Origin of the sequence: Prevotella sp. P5-92, from assembly GCF_002251245.1 — a bacterium.
GTDB lineage: Bacteria > Bacteroidota > Bacteroidia > Bacteroidales > Bacteroidaceae > Prevotella.
In genome coordinates this window covers 40,053-61,760 of the sequence record NZ_NPJG01000069.1, presented here as the reverse complement: position 1 = coordinate 61,760, position 21,708 = coordinate 40,053, and the positions used below count along the sequence as shown (strand labels likewise).

At 48.7% G+C, this 21,708-nt stretch carries 20 protein-coding genes and 1 pseudogene; 5 read left to right on the top strand and 16 right to left on the bottom strand.

What is annotated here, in order from left to right:
• The first annotated feature begins 23 nt into the window (after positions 1-23).
• The gene (locus CIK99_RS15320; RefSeq protein WP_158215874.1) at positions 24-146 is read left to right on the top strand and encodes a smalltalk protein; all 123 of its coding nucleotides are present in this window, start codon (positions 24-26) and stop codon (positions 144-146) included.
• A 172-nt stretch (positions 147-318) separates the two neighbouring features.
• Here CIK99_RS15320 and CIK99_RS07485 read toward each other — a convergent pair whose 3' ends face one another.
• Positions 319-885 (bottom strand): hypothetical protein, encoded by a 567-nt coding sequence (locus tag CIK99_RS07485; protein ID WP_094380911.1) that lies wholly within the window; start codon positions 883-885, stop codon positions 319-321.
• A 7-nt stretch (positions 886-892) separates the two neighbouring features.
• Positions 893-1,756: an Rpn family recombination-promoting nuclease/putative transposase gene (locus tag CIK99_RS07480; protein ID WP_094380910.1), complete on the bottom strand. Its 864-nt coding sequence runs from the start codon at positions 1,754-1,756 to the stop codon at positions 893-895.
• Positions 1,757-2,405: 649 nt separating this feature from the next.
• Between CIK99_RS07480 and CIK99_RS15885 the strand changes: the two genes are divergently transcribed.
• The 4 genes from CIK99_RS15885 (at position 2,406) to CIK99_RS07470 (ending at position 6,247) form a co-directional block, all read left to right on the top strand.
• Positions 2,406-2,537, top strand: a complete 132-nt coding sequence (locus tag CIK99_RS15885) for a hypothetical protein (RefSeq protein WP_256387391.1) — start codon at positions 2,406-2,408, stop codon at positions 2,535-2,537.
• Between the two features lie 11 nt (positions 2,538-2,548).
• On the top strand, positions 2,549-4,060 hold the full coding sequence (locus tag CIK99_RS07475; RefSeq protein WP_144007932.1) for a hypothetical protein: 1,512 nt from the start codon (positions 2,549-2,551) through the stop codon (positions 4,058-4,060).
• A gap of 488 nt (positions 4,061-4,548) precedes the next feature.
• Positions 4,549-4,686 carry a hypothetical protein gene (locus CIK99_RS15315; RefSeq protein ID WP_158215936.1) on the top strand — a complete coding sequence of 46 codons (138 nt, stop codon included), beginning with the start codon at positions 4,549-4,551 and terminating at the stop codon, positions 4,684-4,686.
• A gap of 19 nt (positions 4,687-4,705) precedes the next feature.
• Positions 4,706-6,247: a hypothetical protein gene (locus CIK99_RS07470; RefSeq protein WP_094380908.1), complete on the top strand. Its 1,542-nt coding sequence runs from the start codon at positions 4,706-4,708 to the stop codon at positions 6,245-6,247.
• A gap of 77 nt (positions 6,248-6,324) precedes the next feature.
• On the opposite strand, the pseudogene CIK99_RS07465 reads toward CIK99_RS07470, so the two are convergent.
• From CIK99_RS07465 to ilvB, 14 genes and pseudogenes are all read right to left on the bottom strand, one after another.
• Positions 6,325-7,554, bottom strand: a pseudogene (locus CIK99_RS07465) (AAA family ATPase); the annotation flags it as partial.
• 337 nt (positions 7,555-7,891) lie between these two features.
• Positions 7,892-8,695, bottom strand: a complete 804-nt coding sequence (locus CIK99_RS07460) for a DnaJ domain-containing protein (RefSeq protein WP_094380906.1) — start codon at positions 8,693-8,695, stop codon at positions 7,892-7,894.
• Between the two features lie 134 nt (positions 8,696-8,829).
• Positions 8,830-9,723, bottom strand: coding sequence for a DMT family transporter (locus tag CIK99_RS07455; protein WP_094380905.1), 894 nt, complete (start codon positions 9,721-9,723; stop codon positions 8,830-8,832).
• Between the two features lie 53 nt (positions 9,724-9,776).
• Positions 9,777-10,571: a prephenate dehydrogenase/arogenate dehydrogenase family protein gene (locus tag CIK99_RS07450; protein ID WP_094380904.1), complete on the bottom strand. Its 795-nt coding sequence runs from the start codon at positions 10,569-10,571 to the stop codon at positions 9,777-9,779.
• Between the two features lie 12 nt (positions 10,572-10,583).
• A complete protein-coding gene (locus CIK99_RS07445) occupies positions 10,584-11,648 on the bottom strand; it encodes a bifunctional 3-deoxy-7-phosphoheptulonate synthase/chorismate mutase type II (protein WP_094380903.1) in 1,065 nt (354 codons plus the stop codon).
• A 56-nt stretch (positions 11,649-11,704) separates the two neighbouring features.
• Positions 11,705-12,877 carry a pyridoxal phosphate-dependent aminotransferase gene (locus tag CIK99_RS07440; protein WP_094380902.1) on the bottom strand — a complete coding sequence of 391 codons (1,173 nt, stop codon included), beginning with the start codon at positions 12,875-12,877 and terminating at the stop codon, positions 11,705-11,707.
• A complete protein-coding gene (locus tag CIK99_RS07435) occupies positions 12,864-13,700 on the bottom strand; it encodes a prephenate dehydratase (protein WP_094380901.1) in 837 nt (278 codons plus the stop codon). Before CIK99_RS07435 ends, CIK99_RS07440 begins: the two co-directional genes overlap by 14 nt.
• A gap of 282 nt (positions 13,701-13,982) precedes the next feature.
• Entirely contained in the window at positions 13,983-14,864 is an 882-nt protein-coding gene (locus CIK99_RS07430; RefSeq protein ID WP_094380900.1) for a lipopolysaccharide assembly protein LapB, read from the bottom strand.
• 45 nt (positions 14,865-14,909) lie between these two features.
• Positions 14,910-16,310, bottom strand: coding sequence for an aminopeptidase C (locus tag CIK99_RS07425; RefSeq protein WP_094380899.1), 1,401 nt, complete (start codon positions 16,308-16,310; stop codon positions 14,910-14,912).
• A 76-nt stretch (positions 16,311-16,386) separates the two neighbouring features.
• Positions 16,387-17,373: a GDP-L-fucose synthase gene (locus CIK99_RS07420; protein ID WP_094380898.1), complete on the bottom strand. Its 987-nt coding sequence runs from the start codon at positions 17,371-17,373 to the stop codon at positions 16,387-16,389.
• Positions 17,374-17,453: 80 nt separating this feature from the next.
• Positions 17,454-18,557: a GDP-mannose 4,6-dehydratase gene (gmd, locus tag CIK99_RS07415; RefSeq protein WP_254047750.1), complete on the bottom strand. Its 1,104-nt coding sequence runs from the start codon at positions 18,555-18,557 to the stop codon at positions 17,454-17,456.
• Positions 18,558-18,672: 115 nt separating this feature from the next.
• Positions 18,673-19,422 (bottom strand): acyl-[acyl-carrier-protein] thioesterase, encoded by a 750-nt coding sequence (locus CIK99_RS07410; protein ID WP_094380896.1) that lies wholly within the window; start codon positions 19,420-19,422, stop codon positions 18,673-18,675.
• 2 nt (positions 19,423-19,424) lie between these two features.
• Positions 19,425-19,967, bottom strand: a complete 543-nt coding sequence (gene ilvN / locus CIK99_RS07405) for an acetolactate synthase small subunit (protein WP_094380916.1) — start codon at positions 19,965-19,967, stop codon at positions 19,425-19,427.
• Positions 19,967-21,700 (bottom strand): biosynthetic-type acetolactate synthase large subunit, encoded by a 1,734-nt coding sequence (gene ilvB / locus CIK99_RS07400; RefSeq protein WP_094380915.1) that lies wholly within the window; start codon positions 21,698-21,700, stop codon positions 19,967-19,969. The genes ilvN and ilvB overlap by 1 nt, the downstream gene beginning before the upstream one ends.
• Positions 21,701-21,708 lie beyond the last annotated feature (8 nt).

The following is a 21,708-nucleotide window of genomic DNA, read 5'->3' as shown; positions in this document are numbered from 1 at the left end:
ATAATAAATAATCATTAATCATCATGAGTTCTACATCTAAATCAAGCACTTGGAAGCTGGTATTGCAGCTTATTGTGGCAGCGCTGTCTGCTATTGCTACAACTCTCGGAGTGACGAGTTGTATGGGAGTGAATCAGTACGTGTGACGACAACTGGTTGAACGGAAACTAAGAGGGAGCGACGCCTTGGCGCCGCTCCCTTTTACTGATTACGGATGTTGATTTTTCTTTTCTTAGAACCTATATATAAAAAACGTCCCGCAGGGCGCAAAACCCTGCGGGACGAGAAATTATCTATTTTTATTATTCAGATTTTCATTTATATCTTCATTATGTCATCTTCCGACAATCCTGTAGCCTTTATGATGTCGGCAATGCTTAAGCCCATCGACTTCAATTTCTTGGCTATATCGATAGCCTTAGATTGCTCACCTTCTGCACGACCTTCTGCACGACCTTCCATTTTGGCAGTGTCCAAACTGTTTTTGATGTCACGGTATGCCTTGAGACTGTCTTCGTATTCACGAAGTTTATTTTCTTCTATTTTATTCGTATCTCCATACGTATTTCTGAGGGGAACATATATCTCATTATATCTCATTTCACGCAAGTCATCTACCAGATCTGCAGGTATGCCTGTGTGTTTGGCAATTTTTTCTGTGGTAACATTCAATGAAAATAATTTATCCAAGACAATAATTAATAATTTCGGATTTAGCTCAACCTTGTGTATTGTTAATCTTTCTATTACAGATTTAGCTATGCCCAATTCATATCCAATCTCGTATGCCGTATTTATAGAGTTGTCCCAATCACGTTTTGCCTTTAATCGGAACACCTCCTCGTCGGAAACTATAGAAGATACATATTGATTCGATTCTTGCATAATAATATTATTCTTTTGAAATATCGTCAATTAGGACTTTTACCTCGTCATGAGTAAGACCAGTCGCTATTGCAATAATGTCAACAGATATGCCAGAAGCCAACAACCTCTTGATTGTCGATTTCTTTTCTTTCGCTTCTCCCTTTTCCTCGGCTGTATCCAAACTGTTCTTCAGATCACGGTAGGCCTTGAGGCTGTCCTCATACTCTCGAAGTTCTGTAGGAGTAAACTTGGCAATCTCAGCCACCTGGAACAGACGGTCGAATATTTTATCACGAAGTGCTGCCGGTCGGTCGGTAAGCTTTGCAAGATTCTTCAAGGCATAAACCCACTTGTCGTAAAGAGTGACAAGCTCGTTCTCTGTCTTGTTGAACTTGGTCACCTCTACATATATGAACTCCAACTTGTCGTAGAAGACTTGTTTTGTAGCGGTGTCGCAGAGCTGGACTTGATGACTGATTTCCTGTTGGTCGAAGGCTTTCTCCTTCATGTCGTAGTTGACCAAGGCAACGGTATATACAGGATTTAGCTTAAAATCCCATTCACCCTTAGGAGCCTGTTCACGTATGGGGAACGTGGAATAGTAAATAGTCCTATCCTTAAGATATTTCTGGGAAGCATTCTGCATCTCGACAGTGAACTTCTCACCTTCTACACTCTCGCAATAGACATCAAAGATGGCCTTTCGCTCGGTGTATATGTCGCCTACATGCTCAGAGTTATTGTATTTCAAGTCCTTGATAACCTTACGTCCGTCGAACAGGCAATTAAGGAAATTTATCAGCAGGTCTTTGTTGGGGGCTGTGCCGAATATGCGTTTGAAACCGAAGTCGGTGAGCAAACTGATGTATCTGTCTTCTATTGCTGCCATATCATAAATATTTTTATGTTCTTCGGCGGCAAAGGTACAAAGATAATCTGAAACCGCCAAATCTTTGGCGGAATTTCTCGTCTGTTGTTAGTATGTAAATAAGTTAAAGAGCGACGGGGCGAGAGCAGAGCAACAAACTCGCTTGATTGCTAGAATCATCGGGGACAGGTTCATCGACCCTAAAGAGTGAACCAATGTACTGAAGTGAACCTGTCCCCGATGATTCTCTCAGATATGCCGCTTTTGCAGGGCTAATAGTTCCGTGGCTGACCTCCCATTTTATTAGGTGAACAGTGGACAGGCACCCTTCAAACCAAGCAAAAAAGTTGTTAAACAATAAAAAGTTGCCGAAAAGTTTGACAGTTTCATTTATATTTCTTACTTTTGCACCGACATTTGCAAGTCGCCCAACTCGCTTGGGCTTCTGAGCCAATAGAGTTTGGCTCCGCATTTGTCTCTATTTATGGGAAAGCGTCTTCATGCGCTTTGTTTCTGACTTCTCGAAATCAGGTAAACCAGAACCTCGAGAAGTGGAACAGGCAAGTGTCAGGTTCCACGCTCTTTCATTAATAGGTTCACCTTATCCATATTATAACAACCTGCCGACTCCGAGAACCTATAGGCAACAGCGAATCAAGAAACACAAAAAATGGAAAAGAAAGAAAAGAAATTCTATCAATCTCCTACTATGACGGTTTATGAAATCGGCAGGACACAGATTTTGGCGGGAAGTGGACAAGGAGAAACAGAAACACTTTATGAAGAAAATTATACATGGTAAAAATGATGAAAATGAAGAAATATATTCAATCTATGATGGCTTTTGCAGCCATTGTGTCCTTTGCGTCATGTTCGTCGGAGGACAACAACACTACAATTGAAAATGAGAGTGCGACAAAGGTAATGACCTTTACTGCAACGCAAGAAGGTGACGAACAATCAACAAGGGCAGCTATTTCAACCTCTGATAGTAAAGTCATCAATTGGGAATCAGGAGACGAAATAAGTCTTCTTTATAGTAGCGAAAATAAACAGTTTACGCTAACTGATGGTGCTGGAAGTACATCGGGCAAGTTTTCAGGTGAGGCAGAACAATCAACTTCTTATACAGCCGTTTATCCATATCAGTCAACTGCATCTCTTTCGGGCACTAATGTTACAAACGTAACCCTTCCTGCCACTCAAAACGCTACCGACAATAGCTTCGATAAGAATGCTGCATTAATGATGGCAAAGAGCGACAACACAACTTTGGAATTCAAAAATGCCGTAGGTTATGTGAAGGTGACTCCAAAGTTTGCTTGCAGCAAGATTGTGTTGCAGGCAGCTGGAGTATCTGAATATCTTGCAGGAAAGTGTACTCTCTCATACGGCGATGGTATGCCGTCGATAGCATTTACCTCAGAACAATCAACATCCATTACACTATCGGGAAACATTACTGCGAACACGGCTTATTACATAGCTGTTCCTGCCGTTACACTCTCCGCAGGTTGGAGCATTTCGTTCACTGACAACACCGGTAATGTTTACACTCGCACAGGTTCTAATAGTATTACATTTAATAGAAATATTGTAATTAATCTCGGTGAGTTTTCAAGAACTGACAATAACTTGAAATTGACATTAAAAGAGAATGGTAAAGTGCCAGCGGACAAACAGGTTGATATGGGAGTGTTTAATATTGGTGGAACTAAATATAGATTAATATTCACCAAATCCAACCTAACAGCCACAGGTCTTGCCGAAAATGAAACAGATTACGGTGATTATTTTGCTTGGGGAGCTACTGAGCCGTGGTATTCTGAGATTAACAATACTTCCACAAATTGTAGTGAATGGACAGCCGTATGGAAATCAGACAAAACTGATGGCTATTATGAAACGACTTGTCCATCGTACAATAATGATGCAGAATATGTTGAAAATGGTATATTGAAAATGGAATACGACCCTGCTCGCAAGATTCTCGGTGGCGACTGGCAGATACCAACCCAAGCGATATGGCAGGCGTTAGTGAATAATTCAAGCTCAAAAGGTTGGGATGATGGTAGAAAAGGATATACATTTACAAATAATAGTCAAACTCTCTTCATGCCTGCAGCTGGCGACGTCTGGGAGATTTCGTTCGAATATGTCGGCATTTGGGGCTCCTACTGGTCAGGCACAGCCGACTCGGACAATTGCGCATATTGCCTGTGCATCATGAGCGATGAAGTCGATGCGCAGGGATTCTTCAATCGCTCCTTCGGTTGTTCGGTGCGCCCGGTGCGCTTGGTTGAGGTATCACAATCCCAGCAATAGCTCATGGCGATGGGATTTATATATCCCTCCGCCTCCTAAACCCCGAAGGGGTGACATAGCCCAGCACAGGGCGTGAGCCCTGTGTATATGAATCACCCCATTCCCCCTCCCTCCACGCGCCGTCGGCGCGAGAGGGAGGGGAGGATGGGAAACCAAGCAAAAAAGTTGTTAAACAATAAAATGTTGCCGAAAAGTTTGGCAGTTTCATTTTTATTTCTTACTTTTGCCCCGACATTTGCAAGTCGCAAAACTCGCTTGGGCTTCTGAGCCAATAGAGTTTGGCTCCGCATTTGTCTCTATTTATGGGAAAGCGTCTTCATGCGCTTTGTTTCTGACTTCTCGAAATCAGGTAAACCAGAACCTCGAGAAGTGGAACAGGCAAGTGTCAGGTTCTACGCTTTTTTATTTATAGGTTCACCTTATCCATATTATAACAACCTGCCGACTCCGAGAACCTATAGGCAACAGCGAATCAAGAAACAAAAAAAATGGAAAAGAAAGAAAAGAAATTCTATCAATCTCCTACTATGACGGTTTATGAAATCGGCAGGACACAGATTTTAGCGGGAAGTAATCCTGCTGCTACTATTGAAGATTTTGAGAATGATGAGACACTACAATGGTAATTATTAAATTAAAAGAACAATGAAGAAATATATTCTACCTTTTATGTCCATTGCGATGCTGATGGCAATGGTAAGTTGCTCATCGTCAGACGATGAAGTGGCAGAAAACAAAGCTGAAAGTAAGTTGGTTCCAATGACTTTCACTGCAACACAGGAATCAAACGTTGGTACTCGTGCGGCTCTTAATGGTAGCAATGGTGTCGATTGGCAGACAGGTGATGAAATTAGTGTATTTGATGCTGTAGGTGATGGTCACAACCAGAGGTTTACATTAACAGGCGATGCTAAAGACGGAAAATTTTCTGGTAACGCTTCGTCAGATGCAACAAAATTCACTGCTGTTTATCCATATACAGAAGGAGCTACACTTAATGAGGTTGGCATTGTAAGCGGCATAACTCTTCCTGCAGAACAAACTGCAACAGCTGATAGCTTCGATCCAGCAGCAGCATTGATGATGGCTGTATCGACAACAGACAAAAAGTATAATTTGGATTTCAAGAATGCCGTAAGTCTTGTTAAGGTAACGACAGAGTTTGCTTGCAAGAGTATTGTGCTGAGTGCAAACGAAAATATTGCTGGTACAGGAACTCTAACTTATAACAGTGGCGAACCTTCAATCAATTTTACATCAAACATATCCCAGACCATTACTTTGAAACCTGCTACAGTTTCAAATAGTTTTGCTGCTGGTACATATTATATGGTAGTGCCTTCAATCACCCTAAATGGTTTCACAATAACTTTCACTGCAGAAGATAATACGGAATATACTCGAAAGAGCACCAAAAGCAATACGTTTAATCGTAGTAGGATTAAAGACTTTGGTTCGTTTGCTACCACTGGTGATTATTGGTATGATGCAGCCCGTGGAGATAAAGTTAGAGCCGACCAAGAGGTAGATTTGGGATTGACAATAACTATCGATGAAAAGAATTACAAAGTAATCTTCGCCACATCCAACCTAACAAAAGATGGTCTTGCCGAAAATGAATATGATTATGGTGATTACTTTGCTTGGGGAGCTACATCGGTATGGTATTCTGCAATAAACCAAGATACCAACCCATGGTCAATTACACCTTTGGATGTCAAACCAGGTGGATACATAATAGCCAATGCCCCATTATACGGTGGTTCATCATATACCAAATACACGAAAAAATTTGATGTCCTTGAAGCAGATGACGATGCCGCACGCCAGATTCTCGGTGGTGACTGGCAGATACCAATAAAAGAGATTTGGGATAAATTGTATGACACATCAAAGTACGCCTGGTCTTGGACTACCAAAGGAGGTTACAATGGCTACCAAGTGAGCAATGCAGTTGCAACAAAAACTCTCTTCTTGCCTGCAGCTGGCCGCGTCGAAGATACTTCGTTCAGCAATGTCGGCACTCACGGCTACTACTGGGCAGGCACAGCCTGGTCGTCGTCGGCGTCCGTACCTAGCAAGGCCGCATATTGCCTGCGCTCAAACGACGGCGATGTCAATGCGGTGGGCGCCTGCGATCGCTACTACGGGTGCTCGGTGCGCCCAGTGCGCTTGGTTGCAGAATGATGAAACTTCAGCAATATTGGGTCATGGGGACAGGTACATTGGTTCACTCTTTAGGGCCGATGAACCTGCCCCTCCTCAAACTTTGCGGTGTCGCCCTTGCGAAGACAATCGGTAACGTCCAAAACCCAAGATGTATTTTGAGTGATATTGGCGAAATATCGGGAAGCGACAGTGTCAATAAATCCATTTCTCACTTCTTCGTTCGGGAAGTCGAGAAGATATGTGTTGTCTTCTATATTGCAGTCCTTGATTGTGAGATAGCCGCTCTGGTAAATCATTGGCAGGGGTTGCTCCACGTCAGCCTTGTTGTCGATAAACTGCGAGGCATCATAGTATTTGCCCACGAGTTCGTTGATGTTTTCGTTGCTGTGGGCGAGCAGGCGCACAAGATATGTAGGCGTGCCCGAGGCAAACCAGAAGTTCCTTAGTTCAAGGGTGTTGAAACAATTAAGAATACTAAAGGGATTGAAGATGTCAATCATTTTACGCCCGAAGTGATAACCGTCGTATTTCTTTTTCAGTCGTTCCACTGTTTCCTCATAACTCATGCCAAAATCGTCAGCCAACTCCCTGATAGAGGAGTCGAAGACGGTGAGAAGTTCTTCTTTAGTAATGCCGCACAACGATTCGTAACGCCGGTTCATACTGATGTCATCCGGCTGGTTGAATCCGCTGAACACGCTCACCTGCGAGAACTTGGTGACTCCGGTGAGCATCACAAACTGCAAGTCCTCGTCGGCATCCTTGAACAGACTGTAGAATCCTTTCAGAAGATTGCGGTTGTAGTCTTCTAAGCGCATGCGGTTGCCCTCACTGTCGGTAACTTTCAAGTCGAGGTCAATAACGTCGAGCAGCGGTTTGTCATACTCGTCAATGAGCACCACCGCCCTGCGCCCTGTCTTTTTGTGTGCCGCCTTAAGGACAGACGCAAATCTTCCACCAATAGTGTTAGCATTAGGGTTTTTGCCATATACGGTCTCAATCTCAGCTATGTAGTCCTCTAAAATCTGGCGTAGAATCTTGCCATCAGTAAAATTCCCGTTGGAGAATGAAATATGGAACACAGGATATTCCGCCCACTGCTTTTCGAGCTTGTCGATGGCAAGTCCCTTGAACAGGTCTTTTCTTCCCTGGAAATAGTATTTTAGTGTGGAGATAAGCAGGCTCTTTCCGAATCGCCTCGGGCGACTCAGAAAGTAAATCTTTCCTTCTGTGGCGAGCTTATACACCAAGTCCGTCTTGTCCACATACACATATCCGTCCTGGATAATTTGTGCGAAATCTTGTATTCCTATAGGGTACTTCATACGCTTAACCTTGTTTTCGGTGGCAAAGATAATACAAATCGAAGACAATACCAAATAAATGTGGCAAAAAACGATGAATTCCTATGAGTTCGGCTCAGAAGAAACAGTTGCAAACTGAATGCCCGATTCAGTATGCAACTGATTGCTCTGTTCAGTATGCAACTGATTGCTCTGTTCAGTATGCAACTGATTGCCCTGTTCAGTTTACAACTGATTGCTCTGTTCAGTTTACAACTGAATACCCGATTCAGTTAACAAGTGATTACCCGATTCAGTTGTCATGTGATTGCCCCATCTTTAAACAACGACCAACAACGTATATAGTCGGCAATTTTCGTTACATGCCTCTTGCCTTGTAGATCTTGTCCTTGGCAGCGTTGATCTCCTGAAATTTCTTTTCTGCTGCTTTTCGTACGTCGTCGCCGAGAGTGGCCACGCGGTCAGGGTGATGTTCGAGGGCGAGTTTGCGGTAGGCTTTTCGTATATCGTCGTCGGTGGCGTCGGGGCTTACTCCAAGCACTTTGTATGCTTCCTCGAGCGTATCGCCTTTGAGGTTGAGTAGCGAGTCGATGTCGGTAGAGGTGAGGTTCAGCCATTGTCCACATTCGCGTATGGCGTTTACTTCCGTCTGATCGACGATGCCGTCAGCCTGCGAGATGAGTACAAGGAAGTTGACCAGCTGCAGTCGCTGTGAATAGTCCATGAAGCGGACAATCTGTTGACAGCAGTCAGCCACAGTGGAACGGAATTGCGTGCGTCCCTGTCGTTTCTGTTCGTCGAAGAGACGTAACAGTATCTGTTCTCCCTGTTGCTTTGCCGCTTCGCCGAAGTTCTGACGGAGAAAGCTGCGCACGAGTTCCATCTCCGAGTGCATCACTCGTCCGTCGGCCTTGATGATGTATGACGCCAATACGAGCAGCGAAAACATAAAGCTGTTGCGCTGTTCGTCAACGCTATACTGTCGGGTGGTGCCGTAGTCGTCGCCAAAGGGATTTCCGCTGCGGGTGCCCGAGTTGCTTGTGTTGTTGACCGAGTCGAGTCCGACGTCGAACATCGCTCCTATTGCCACTCCTGCCAAGGCACCGAGTGGTCCGGCGGTGATCCATCCAAGTATGCCGCCAATCCATTTACCTGCGCTCATAATATCAGTTTTTCAAGTTTTTATTGTTCATACTATAGTTTAATCCATCCTGGAAATAGCCCCTTGGTTTCCCCTTTGGTCGCCAAACATCGTTTCCCAATTGCCTTACCCGTCGTCCGCCGAATATCATTCCCTCATTTCTTGTTCATCAATACCATACCTCCGATGATGAGGGTTGAGCCTATGAGGAAGAAAATGGTGATTTGCTCGTTGAGAATGAGCCATGCTGCCACGATGGTCGTGATGGGGTTGAAATAGACATAGTTGGTGCAGCGTACGGCTCCCAGTCCTTTCATACACCAGCTCCACGTGAGGAAGCACAGCATAGACGCTACGCTGCCGAGGAAGAGGAGGTTGGCGAGGACACTGGGACGAGTTAGCACCTCAACAGACGGAAAGTCGGGCACGAAGAGATAGTAGGGCAAGATGGTGAGAATGCCGTAGAAGAACACCTTTCGTGTGATCATCATCGACGAGTATCGTCCCATCACCCTTTTCATGAGGAGCGAGTAGAAAGCCCAGCTGATGCAAGCCGAGAAGGCGAGGAAGTCGCCCAGAGGCGAGAGGTGGAGCACGAAATGTCCATTGAGCACAACTATTGCCATTCCGGCGAGAGCCATCAAGGTTCCAATCACTTGTCGGCTATGATATCGTTCAGCCTTGTAACACAGTCCTACGATGAGGGCTGTGAAGAGTGGGCACGAGCAGACGATGAGCGACGTGTTGGTGGCGGTGGTGAAACGTAGGGCCTCGTTTTCGGTGAGGAAATACATTGATCCGCCCGTCACACCTAACAGTATCATCACGAGTTCGTCTTTCCAGTTGTCAGAAAACCAGCGGTGTGACTTCTTCCTTGTCAGGGAGAAGCCACACAGCAGGATATAGGCTATGATGAAGCGCAGCGTGAATATCTGCGCGGGTGACAGCCCGTTGATTATCAGTAGCTTGGTCCAGACGAATGTGGTTCCCCAGATGGCTACTGTAGTGAATGCCACGAGATCTAATAACAATGTATTTTTCTGTGTCAAGAGTAAGCCTTTCGTTTCTTGCAAAGTGATGAAAATGTATTGTCAAAGAGAGATTATTTAATTCTCTCGATGTCTCTCTTCACGTGGTTCCTGATTTTTGTCAGATAACCTTTCATACGTTCCCCGTCCTTATTGTCGATGATGTCGAGCAACTCTTTCAGCTCGTCTCTTATCTCCGACACTTGGTCGTGGGTGTAAGGGTTGAAGAGAATCTCCTGAAGAAGATAGTCGTCCTCGTTGAGCACTCCCTTGGCAATGCGCATATGACGCTTGAAGGTGGTGCCCGGTGCGTCCTGGTGTTTCATCACAGCGGCAAACACGAAGGTAGAGACAAACGGGATACTCAGCGAGTAAGCCACCGTCTTGTCGTGTTCCTCGAAGGTGTATTCGTAGATGTTCAGTCCCAGTCGGCTGTAGAGGTCTTTGAAGAAGATGCGTCCCATATAGTCGCCTTCGCTGATGATGATGGCGTTCTCCTCGCTCAGCTGATTGAGATTGGCGAAGGTAGGTCCGAACATCGGGTGGGTAGATACGTAGCGGTGGTTGGTGCTCTCGTAGTATTCCTTGAGGTTGGTCTTCACCGACGAGATGTCGCTGATGATGCAGTCTGCGGGGAGGTAAGGCAATACCTCCTCGAAGGCGGCTATGGTATATTTCACGGTGACGGCGTTGATGACGAGTTCGGGGGCAAAATCCCTTACCTCGTCGAGAGTCGTCAGACGTTGGCAGTTGTAAGTGAAGCGCATTCGTTTTGGGTCTTTCTCATACACTGCCGTTTCGTGGTCGAAGCTGAGCAGGTCGAGAAAGAAACTGCCCATCTTTCCTGCGCCTAAGACTAATATTTTCATCTGAAAACTCCATTATTTATTAATAATCTCCATCTGCTGTCGCACGCTCTCCTCATGAATCTTCTCGAAGACGGTGGCAACGAAGTCGCTGTCCATACCGCAGAGTGCGCCCTGTGCACCACGTTTCGAGAGAATCTCGCTGTAGCGTGCAGCCTGTAGCACGGTCATGTTATGCTCCTTCTTGTATTGTCCTATCTCCCGGCACACACGCATACGCTTTGAGAGGAGATCCATGAGCTGGTTGTCGAGGTCGTCTATTTGGTGACGCAGTTGTGCGATGCCTTCAGTGGTTTGTTTCTCGCTACGTATTACGAGGAGCGAGAGTATGTAGTCGAGCACGTCGGGAGTGACTTGCTGCTTGGCGTCGCTCCATGCGCAGTCGGGATTGCAGTGGCTCTCAACGATAAGTCCGTCGAAGCCGAGGTCCATGGCTTGTTGGCAGAGAGGTGCGATGAGTTCGCGTCGGCCTCCTATATGCGACGGGTCGCAGATGATGGGTAGGTCGGGTATGCGTCGGCGCAATTCGATAGGAATCTGCCACATGGGAGTGTTGCGGTATATCTTCTTGTCGTAGCTTGAGAATCCGCGGTGGATGGCACCTAACTTCTTCACCCCAGCCTGGTTGATGCGTTCCAGTGCTCCAATCCACAATTCGAGGTCGGGGTTGACGGGATTCTTGACGAAGACGGGCACATCGACGCCTTTGAGCGAGTCGGCGAGAGCCTGCATGGCGAATGGGTTAGCCGATGTGCGTGCTCCTACCCAGAGGATGTCGATGCCGTATTTCAGTGCCAGTTCCACATGTTCAGGTGTTGCCACCTCGGTAGAAACGAGCATTCCTGTCTCTTTCTTCACCTGTTGCAGCCAAGGCAGTGCTACCTCTCCGTTACCCTCAAAGCCTCCTGGCTTTGTGCGTGGTTTCCACACACCTGCCCGGAAGTTGTGGCATCCTCTTTCTGCCAGTTCGCGTGCGGTGGTCATCACTTGTTCTTCAGTCTCGGCGGAGCAAGGTCCGGCAATGACAAATGGTCTTTCGTTGTCGCTTGGCAACGTTACTTTTTCGAGTTCTAATTCCATGATTATATTTTTTTTATTTATTTATTCAAGTTATGTCTTATTTTCAAATGATATCTTTAGAATATCTTTTTTATTCTTTCGAGTGCAGCTTCGATTTTCTCCTCTTTGGCGCAGAGCGAGATGCGTATATATCGTTCGCCTTTGGACCCGAAAATGAAGCCCGGGGTGATGAAGACGCGGGCTTCGTGTAGCACGCGCTCAGTGAGTTCTTCGCATGTGGCATAGCTGTCGGGTATTCTTCCCCATAGGAACATTCCCACCTGCTGCTTGTCGTAAGAGCAGCCCAAGACGTCCATAATCTTCTCGGCATACTGGCGACGTCTGCTGTAAGTCTCGATATTCGCCTCGCGATGCCATTCGGCGCTATTGTCGAGAGCCTCGGCTGCGGCGAGTTGTACGCCACGGAACGTACCACTGTCGATATTGCTTTTCACTTTCAGGATCCAGCTGATGAAGGTGGCATTGCTGACACACATTCCCACGCGCCATCCTGGCATGTTGTGGCTTTTCGACATCGAGTTAAACTCTATGCAGCAGTCTTTCGCTCCTGGTACCTGCATGAGCGACATCGGTTTGTCGTTGAGTATGAACGAGTAAGGATTGTCGTTCACCACCACTATGCCGTGTCTCTGTGCGAAATCCACGAGTCGTTCGTATGTCTCGCGCCGTGCGTTGCCTCCAGTAGGCATGTTTGGGTAGTTGGTCCACATGAGTTTCACTTTCGAGAGGTCCATCTTCTCCAGTTGTTCGAAGTCAGGCTGCCATCCGTCGTTTTCCATGAGGTCGTAGTTCACCACATTTGCCCCGAGTATTTTGCTGAGCGAGGTGTAGGTAGGATATCCTGGGTTAGGCACGAGCACCTCTTCGCCAGGATTGACGAATGCGAGTGTAACGTGCAGAATGCCTTCCTTCGACCCGATGAGTGGTTGCACCTCGTTGGCGGGGTTGATATCCACCTCATACCATCGTTTGTAGAATCGCGATATGGCGTTGCGCAGCTCGGCTGTTCCCATGGTGGGCTGGTATCCGTGAGAGTCGTGACGTCGAGCCACCTCACAGAGCGTGTTGACCGTCTTTTCTGAGGGAGGCATGTCGGGCGAGCCGATGGCGAGGCTGATGATGTCCTTTCCTTCGGCATTCATCTGTGCTACCTCTTTCAGTTTTCTACTGAAGTAATATTCGCTTACGAGCGAGAGCCTGTCGGCTGGTTTGATGTTATTTGCTTTCATATTCTCCGAGTATTTTCAGTTCTTTAGTAAGTGGGATAATGGCGTCGATGCTTTGTCGGTAGCGAGTGAGATTGTCGTAGGTGACATCCACGTAGAAGAGGTATTCCCATTCGTGTCCGATGATGGGCAGCGACTGTATCTTTGTGAGGTTTATCTTGTAGAAGGTGAGGATGCTGAGCACCTGCGAGAGAGAGCCTTCCTCGTGTGGCAGCGAGAAGACAAGGCTCGACTTGTTGGTCTTTTCGAGAGGTCTGAGGAAGTCGGCCTTCATCGGTGTTGACGATACGAGGAAACGAGTGTAGTTATGTTTGTTGTCCTCGATATGGTCTTCGAGCACCTTCATTCCGTACAGTCTTGCTGCCGTGCTGCTGCATATGGCCGCCCATCCCTGGCATTTGTAGCTGTTTTCGCTGATATATTGCGCTGATCCGGCGGTGTCGTCGCTTTCCACGGCTTTTATTGAAGGATGTCCGGCGAGGAAGTTGCGGCATTGCATGAGCGCCACGGGGTGGGAGTGAACCTCCTGTATGGTCTCCCAGTCGTCGTCGGGCAGACAGCAGATGCAGTGTGAGATATGCAGTTTGTGTTCTCCCACTACGGTGAGTCCTGAGTCGCGCAGCAGTTCGTAGTTGTGCAGCAGGCTTCCTGCGATGGTGTTTTCTATGGCAGTCATCGCTATCATGGTTGGATCGCGTTTCACGTTGTCGAACACCTCTTCGAACGTGTCGCAGCATACGAGCTGAAGCTGTTCGCCTTCGAAATACTGGTGAGCCGCTATGTCGTGAAATGACCCTATTCTTCCTTGTATTGCTATTCTTTTCATTTCTATGTTGTTTTATTTAAATAAGCAAGTCCCGCTCCAATCAATGATGAAGCGGGACCTTGAATATTTTGTTTCCTTTTGTCCTAAGTTGAAATCTACACGCAACTTCCCGCTTCACAATTTCTTGCAAAGTAAAAGCTAAAGTAATAAAAAGATGCGTATATGCGATTCATATTTTTCTGTTTAAATTGTTATTATGTTTATTTTCGGTGCAAAAGTATAACTTTTCTTTGGAATATACAAATATTTTGCTGCTTTTTTTTGTTTTTTGGCGCATTTTTCTTACAGTCCGAGCGGATTGATATTGCTGTAGGCCTGTCTCACCTTGTGTTCGATGCCTTCTGCAGAATATTCGCCGGTGACGTTGGAAGCCTGTTCGGGGTCTATCTCCATCACCTTGAGCATGTCGGCCTTTGCGCCTTCCATGTCGCCGCGGTCGTATTTCACCTGTCCGCGTTCCTTGAAGGCGTCGGTGGAGAAGGGGTTTACCTCTATCACTTTCGTAAAGGTGGCGATGGCCTCGTCCATGTGTCCTTCGGCATGTTCGATGCGTCCTTTCAGCATCAGCACGTCTTCCTGTTCGGGGTATTCGGCGATGAGGTGTTCCATGTCTTCCCTTGCTCCTGCCTTGTCGCCCATGCGTAGCAGTGTCTGTCCTCTGAGGAGGTAAGCCTCTGCATAGTCGGCTCTCAGCACTATGGCTTTGGTGAGCATGGCAATGGCGTTGATCAGGTCGTTTTGTCCCAAGCACGCCTTAGCGTACAAATAATGTACGCGCGCGTCGCCATTGTCTATGAGCAGTGCCTTCTCGCATGCGTGTCCCATGGCCACATAGTCTTCCATCATATAGGTGACGTTAGCCATCTGCACCAGAATCTCTACGTTCTCAGGTTGTGCCTCGTGCAGTTTCTGCAGCTGTTCGTAGGCTGGCAGCAGCTCATTGTTGTGTATGAGGGCATGTGCGAGATAGTCTCTTACCTCGAGGTCGTCTTTTATGTTAAGTGCAGCCTTAAAGCATTTCACGGCATACTCAAACTGTCCCATTTTCGAAGCCTTCACACCATCGAACTTATACATGTCGAAGTCGCGTGCTTCGTCGTTTTTCTTCTTCTCCTCCTCGGTGTCTGCCTGTTTTCCGCCGAAGAGTGCTTTAAATAATCCCATATCGTGCTGTTTTTTCTTTTACTCGTCAACTCATTTGTGCCCCCTTTATTGGTCCTCTCCAAACAGAGGGTCGTCGTATGTAACCATTGTAGGTTTCTGTTCATACTGCTTGAGGATTGTCTCTGGCACGTATTTCTTGTCGATCACCAGTCGGAACATGTATTCCCTTACCCATCGGTCAGACATTATCATACATCCCTTCTGTCCCCAATCGGCGCCCCAACTGTTTTCCACCTTCCACTTTGTGGCTTTTCCGTCCTTGTCGAGATCCACGGCGGTGAGCGTCATGGCGTGAGTCGAGCCGCTGTCGAAGGTGCTGATGCGTTCAGCCTTAGTCATGTTGAACGAAGTGCCGAGGAGCGAGCCATAGTCGAAGTTCTCGGTGTCTCCATAGCCACGTTTGCGGTCGAGCATCTTTGCCACGTCGTACGACGAGTACATCTTTTTCCCGTCCTTGAGCGATGCGATAGCCATCTGTTCTATGTCGTCCATGGGCAGGTTGATGTATTTCCAGTTGTGTCCGTCGTAGGTATGGCGGTCGAGTTCCACCTCGTAGGTCTTGTAGTAAGGTCGTCGCGGGTCGTTCATCGCCATAATGAAGGTGCCGTTGAGCTTTTCGCCCACCACCTCTTTGTAGAACTCCTGTGGAGTATAAGTCTTCGTTTCGCCAACGCTGTTACCTTTCTTATCTACATGAGCGTAGGTAAACTCCGTTGGCGGTTCGCCAATGGTGAGTGCGAGCATGCGATAGATGGTAGCGAGCATTCCCGTCTTAGCCTTTTCTATATCGGCGTTTTTCTTGCCTTCAGCTACCATCTTTCTCAGCGTCAGACCGTCTTCGCGCAGACGCGACTTCAAGAGGCTTGCCATCTTCGACGTGTTGTCGCTTGAGAAACTCTCCGGCATCACCTGTTTTGGCACGAGACCGTATTTCTCCGTCAGGTCAGCCACACCGCAGAATGTTCCGCCATCGTTTATCGGGCTCTTGAAGAAGAATTGCACCTGAGGGTCGTCGATAGGCTTCTTTGCCGTGTTCACCACGCCCTGCAGGAAGAGGTTGGCCTTTTCCAGTTGGTCGTAGAAGAAGAGGTAAGCCTGCGAGAAATCCACGCGCAGCGAGTCTGTACGTCTGGCAAAGTCTGCCCTGAGCACGTTCATCCCGCTGAACATCCAGCATCGTCCTGAACTCTTCTGGTTGGTGATAGACTGTTCGGGAGTCTCGATACTGAAGTGAGTGTCGAGCTGGTGTGCAGCCTTCCGGTTTTTCGCCAGGTCGTCGATGGCATTGGCTGCTATGGCGTTAGCCAGGGCGTTGTCAGCCGCCGTCAGTTTTTGTTCTTTCTGAATCTTTGCAAGCATCTCGGGGGTGATGCTGCCTTGTGTCTGCGCGTCTGCCTGTAATGCTATTGTCAATGCCAACGCCGCGATGATGGTATTTTTTCTCATAATGCAATTATATTATTATTAAAGAGTTGACGAGTAAACAAGTTGACGAGTTGACAAATCGTCAACTAATCAATACCTACCTCTCTGCCCTCATGGGATTCTCAAGGAAGTCCTTGTAGGCAAGGCGTATGCCGTCTTCGAGTTCTGTCTTGTATGTCCATCCCAGTCGGGTGGCCTTGCTTACGTCGAGCAGTTTGCGTGGAGTGCCGTTGGGGCGTGTGGTGTCCCACTTTATCTCGCCCTCGAATCCCGTCACCTTAGCCACCATCTCCGTCAGTTCCCTGATGGTGAGTTCCTTGCCCGAGCCGGCATTCACGGTAGCCATATAGTCAGGTTCGCCGCCGTTGGCTGCCATCTCGCTCTCGCTGCGTCCCGAGTAGTTGTTCATGAGGAACACGCAGAGGTTGGCGAGGTCGTCCACATAGAGGAACTCCCTCAGCGGACTGCCGTCGCCCCAGCATGTCACTTCAGTCAGCCCCGCCTCCTTTGCCTCGTGGAATCGGCGTATGAGAGCAGGCAGCACGTGCGAGTGTTCGGGATGATAGTTGTCGTTCGGACCGTAGAGGTTTGTCGGCATCACCGAGATATAGTCTGTTCTATACTGTCGGTTCAGGTATTCGCAGTATTTCAGTCCCGAGATCTTAGCCAAGGCATAAGCCTCGTTGGTCTTTTCGAGTTCAGAGGTGAGCAGGCACGACTCTGGCATGGGTTGTGGTGCCATGCGCGGGTATATGCACGATGAGCCGAGGAACTCCAGTTTCTTGCATCCGTTTTTCCATGCCGAGTGTATGACGTTCATCTCGAGTATCATGTTGTCGTACATAAAGTCGGCGAGAGCGCTTTGGTTGGCAATGATGCCGCCCACCTTGGCTGCAGCGAGAAACACATATTCTGGTTTCTCTTCGGCGAAGAATTTCTCCACCTCGTCCTGACGGGTGAGGTCGAGTTCCTTATGGGTGCGTGTGATGATATTGGTGAAGCCTTGCCTTGTCAGTTCTCTGACTATGGCAGAGCCCACCATGCCGCGATGTCCTGCAACGTATATCTTACTGTTCTTTTCCATTGTTGTCTTTCCTGTTTTTCATCTAAGTTTCTGAAGAACTTATAATTTTATCTTCCGACACTTCCAAATCTTCCAAGATTCTATTTCACCAGACCCTTTTCGAGATATTCGGCGAGGTTGGTGCGCATCACTCCTGCCACATGGTCGGCAGCCACCTTCTGCATGTCGTGGTTGACCATGATGCGTACGAGTTCCTCAAACGAGGTGGTCTGTGGGTTCCAGCCCAGTTGCGACTTAGCCTTAGTCGGGTCGCCCCAAAGGTTCACCACGTCGGTAGGACGGTAGAAGTCCTCGCTCACGGCCACCACCGTCTTGCCAGTCTTCACGTCGATACCCTTCTCGTTGATGCCTTCGCCCTCCCAGCGCAGCTCGATGCCAGCATATTGGAATGCCAGTGTGGCAAACTCACGTACTGTGTGCTGCACACCGGTAGCGATGACGAAGTCCTCAGGTTTCTCCTGCTGCAGTATCAGCCACATACACTCCACATAGTCCTTGGCGTAGCCCCAGTCGCGCAGCGAGTCGAGGTTGCCCAGATAGAGGCAGTCTTGCTTGCCTTGTGCTATACGCGATGCGGCGAGGGTTATCTTTCGTGTCACAAAGGTCTCGCCACGGCGTTCCGACTCGTGGTTGAAGAGGATGCCCGAGCAGCAGTACATGTCGTATGCCTCGCGGTATTCCTTTATAATCCAGTAGCCGTAGAGTTTAGCCACGGCGTATGGCGAATAAGGGTGGAAGGGAGTGTTTTCGTTTTGCGGCACCTCTTCCACCTTGCCATAGAGCTCGGAGGTGGAAGCCTGATAGATGCGGCATGTCTTTTCCAGACGGTTGGTCCTCACGGCTTCGAGTATTCTCAGCACGCCCACGGCATCGACGTCGGCCGTAAACTCTGGCGCGTCGAACGATACCTGCACGTGACTCTGTGCGGCGAGGTTGTAAATTTCGGTAGGCTGCACTTTGCCGACCAATTTGACGAGCGACATTGAGTCGCCCATGTCGGCATAGTGCAGATGGAAGTGAGGCTGGCCCTCAAGATGAGCTATGCGCTCACGGTAATCTACTGACGAACGGCGGATGATGCCGTGTACTTCATAACCTTTAGCAAGCAGGAACTCGCTCAGGTAAGAGCCATCCTGTCCTGTCACGCCCGTTATAAGGGCTACGTTCTTGTTTTCTTTAATCATATATTTTTGCAAACTAATTTTGCTGCAAAAATACATATAATAATTGGATTACACAAATATTTTCCCGTTTTTTCGCAATAATTGAAAAACTCTTTGACGAAAACCTGTGTTTTACTTACCTAAACACCAAGCAACAGCGGCATACTTCCGTCTCGTTGTCGCCTTCGCCCTTGGTAATCCTGACGTTATAGTTCAGCGGCGACGGCTCCTCGCGATAGAACGTCAGGCGGTCGCCTGCATGGCTCTCTGCCACGTAGGCTATCTCTATGCGGTGCAGCATGTGCTCCTTGTACCAGTCCAGTGGGAAGAGGTCGAGCGTGTGTTCCACGTATTTTATCGAGTTCACGTGGCCGTTCACATCCACGTCGCTGTATCTTGTCTCTATCGTGCGAACTGCGGGTGCATCCTTGCCCACTTTTGCCCTCGAGCTCTTCGCTATCGGGCAAGGTCTTTCTTTATCTATCCATGCGTTGATGGCGCCGTCGTCTATGGCGAGTAGGTCGGCAGGTTGACGTGTGTCGGTGTCGATCATCGCCCACACGCTCCTTCCGTAGCCCAACGTGCGCCCGTCCTCAGCCACTACGTGGAAGTTGCGGTTGGTAAAGTACCTCATCGCGCTCTCCACCCATGTCTCCACCGTAAAGCGTGAGTATTGTGCAGGCATCTCGTCCATCTCGATGGCAAGACGCGAGAGAACCCACGTGCGGTGGATGGGGTTCAGGCGCGTCATGCCAAAGTTTCGGTCGGCTGAGTGGAAGTCGGCGGCGTTGAGCAGGTGATTGCCGAGATGTCCCATAAACAGCCGGTGTGAGAAGTCGCAGTGAAACGGCTCCGCAAGGAAAGTATATCGTCCTGTCTTCTCCATCCTTATCTCTGTCCCTCTCTCTCGTCAAGAAACTTGCTCACTTCCTCTGTCTTGCTTCGTGTCACAGCTATACGTCCCGAGCGGGTGTATTGCAGCACGCAGTCGAAGGCATTGAGGGCATGGAAGAGGTTCATGATGTCCTCAGTCATACCGTTTTTCATCACTATCACGTATGTGGGGTTCACCTCTGTGATGGTGGCTTCCTGCTTACGTATGGTGCGCGATATCTCCGGATTCTCGAGCACCTTGTCGGTGGCGAGTTTGTAGAGTCCTGTCTCGCGTATGAAGAGCTCGTCGTCGGTATAGTACATTGCCTTCACCACGTCGATTTTTTTCTCTATCTGCTTGGTTATCTTCACTATCTGGTCTTCGTCGCTCCATGCGGTGATGGTGTATTTGTGCAGTCCGGGTATGCTCGACGCCGACACGTTGAGGCTCTCGATGTTCACCTGTCGTCGTGTGAAGACAGCCGTTATCTGATTCAATATACCCGCAATGTTTTCTGAATATACGAGCAGTGTGTATAATGTCTTTTCTTCCATAATTAGCAATCGAGTTCTGTCTTAATGTTTATTTCGAGCATCATGTCGTCTATGCTGTGTCCCGGTGCGATCATCGGAGCCACGTTGTCTTCTTCCTTCACGGCACACTCCAGCAGGAACGGCCCGTCGGTGGCGAGCATCTTCGCTATCGCCGCCTTCAGTTCGTCGCGGTCGGTGGCCACGGCATAAGGTATGTGGTATGCCTCGGCTATGAGCTGGTAGTGTGGGTTCATCATGCGTGTGAACGACTTCCTAAGGTTGAAGAACATGTCCTGCCATTGGCGCACGTTGCCAAGGTAGTTGTTGTTCATCATGATCATCTTCACCGGACACTGGTTCTCCATTATTGTGCCAAGCTCCTGGATGTTCATCTGGAAACCGCCGTCGCCAGAGAACATACATATCGTGCGGTCGGGTGCTCCGAAGGTGGCTCCTATGGCCGCCGGCATGCCGAAGCCCATGGTGCCGAGACCGCCGCTGGTCACTACCGAGCGTTTCTTGTTGTATTTGAAGTAGCGGCACGAGAACATCTGGTTCTGGCCCACATCGTTCACGAGCACAGCCTCGCCCTTTGTTGCCTCAGCCACGGCGTTCACCACCTCGCCCATCAGCAGCGGTCCGTCAGCAGGATGTATGGCGGGGTTGATCACCTTATCCACCTCCATCTGGTGATATTCCGCAAATGAGTCGCGCCATTCGCGGTGGTTGTTCTTCTTCAGCAGACGGGTGATGGCAGGCAGCGACACCTTGCAGTCGGCCACCACTGCCACGTCGGCGGGGATACACTTGTTTATCTCCGAGCGGTCGATGTCGAGATGTATTATCTTAGCCTGTTTTGCATAGGTGTTTGGCGTGCCTGTGTCGCGGTCGCTGAAACGCATGCCGATGGCTATCAGCACGTCACACTCCTGCTCCTTGATGTTTGGCGCATAGTTGCCGTGCATGCCGAGCATACCCATGTTGAGCGGATGATCCGTAGGCAGTGCCGATAGTCCGAGTAGCGTGCGTGCTGCAGGGATGTCAGCCTTCTCAAGAAACTCCACGAGCTCATTCTGAGCACCGCCGAGTTCCACGCCGTGTCCCACCAGCGCGAGCGGTTTCTTGGCGTTGTTTATCAGTTCGGCGGCATCTTCCACGGCCTGAGGGTCAAGTGTGGGGTAGGGGATATAGCTGCGCACGAAATCCACCTTTGCCGGTTTCCATTCGGTCTTGTCCACCTGGGCGTTCTTCGCGAAGTCGAGCACCACGGGTCCTGGTCGTCCTGTACGTGCAATGTAAAACGCACGACTCACCGCCCATGCCACGTCCTCCGGGCGTCGTATCTGGTAGCTCCATTTTGAGATGGGCTGCGCCAGACCCACGAGGTCAACCTCCTGGAAGGCGTCGGTACCGAGCACTCCCGTGCCCACCTGTCCAGCTATCACCACTATCGGCGTCGAGTCCATCATAGCGTCTGCCACGCCAGTCAGCGTGTTGGTGGCTCCCGGACCGCTGGTCACGATACACACGCCCACCTCATCGCTCACGCGTGCATAACCTTCTGCAGCGTGTGCGGCAGCTTGTTCGTGGCGCACGAGGATATGGTCGAATGCCTTCTTTTCGCCCCGTGTGTAGTCATAGAGGGCGTCATAAACAGGCATTATCGACCCACCTGGATATCCGAATATAGTCTTCACACCCTCTTCTTTGAGGGCAAGCATCAGAGCTTCCGCTCCTGTTATTGTATATTTTGACATTCCGTTCT

What these genes read in the sequence shown, in the direction of transcription:
- CIK99_RS15320 (WP_158215874.1), top strand. Translation starts at nt 24, where the DNA reads ATGAGTTCTACATCTAAATCAAGCACTTGGAAGCTGGTATTGCAGCTT.
- CIK99_RS07485 (WP_094380911.1), bottom strand. Translation starts at nt 885, where the DNA reads ATGCAAGAATCGAATCAATATGTATCTTCTATAGTTTCCGACGAGGAG.
- CIK99_RS07480 (WP_094380910.1), bottom strand. Translation starts at nt 1,756, where the DNA reads ATGGCAGCAATAGAAGACAGATACATCAGTTTGCTCACCGACTTCGGT.
- CIK99_RS15885 (WP_256387391.1), top strand. Translation starts at nt 2,406, where the DNA reads ATGGAAAAGAAAGAAAAGAAATTCTATCAATCTCCTACTATGACGGTT.
- CIK99_RS07475 (WP_144007932.1), top strand. Translation starts at nt 2,549, where the DNA reads ATGAAGAAATATATTCAATCTATGATGGCTTTTGCAGCCATTGTGTCC.
- CIK99_RS15315 (WP_158215936.1), top strand. Translation starts at nt 4,549, where the DNA reads ATGGAAAAGAAAGAAAAGAAATTCTATCAATCTCCTACTATGACGGTT.
- CIK99_RS07470 (WP_094380908.1), top strand. Translation starts at nt 4,706, where the DNA reads ATGAAGAAATATATTCTACCTTTTATGTCCATTGCGATGCTGATGGCA.
- CIK99_RS07460 (WP_094380906.1), bottom strand. Translation starts at nt 8,695, where the DNA reads ATGAGCGCAGGTAAATGGATTGGCGGCATACTTGGATGGATCACCGCC.
- CIK99_RS07450 (WP_094380904.1), bottom strand. Translation starts at nt 10,571, where the DNA reads ATGAAAATATTAGTCTTAGGCGCAGGAAAGATGGGCAGTTTCTTTCTC.
- CIK99_RS07445 (WP_094380903.1), bottom strand. Translation starts at nt 11,648, where the DNA reads ATGGAATTAGAACTCGAAAAAGTAACGTTGCCAAGCGACAACGAAAGA.
- CIK99_RS07440 (WP_094380902.1), bottom strand. Translation starts at nt 12,877, where the DNA reads ATGAAAGCAAATAACATCAAACCAGCCGACAGGCTCTCGCTCGTAAGC.
- CIK99_RS07435 (WP_094380901.1), bottom strand. Translation starts at nt 13,700, where the DNA reads ATGAAAAGAATAGCAATACAAGGAAGAATAGGGTCATTTCACGACATA.
- CIK99_RS07430 (WP_094380900.1), bottom strand. Translation starts at nt 14,864, where the DNA reads ATGGGATTATTTAAAGCACTCTTCGGCGGAAAACAGGCAGACACCGAG.
- CIK99_RS07425 (WP_094380899.1), bottom strand. Translation starts at nt 16,310, where the DNA reads ATGAGAAAAAATACCATCATCGCGGCGTTGGCATTGACAATAGCATTA.
- CIK99_RS07420 (WP_094380898.1), bottom strand. Translation starts at nt 17,373, where the DNA reads ATGGAAAAGAACAGTAAGATATACGTTGCAGGACATCGCGGCATGGTG.
- gmd (WP_254047750.1), bottom strand. Translation starts at nt 18,557, where the DNA reads ATGATTAAAGAAAACAAGAACGTAGCCCTTATAACGGGCGTGACAGGA.
- CIK99_RS07410 (WP_094380896.1), bottom strand. Translation starts at nt 19,422, where the DNA reads ATGGAGAAGACAGGACGATATACTTTCCTTGCGGAGCCGTTTCACTGC.
- ilvB (WP_094380915.1), bottom strand. Translation starts at nt 21,700, where the DNA reads ATGTCAAAATATACAATAACAGGAGCGGAAGCTCTGATGCTTGCCCTC.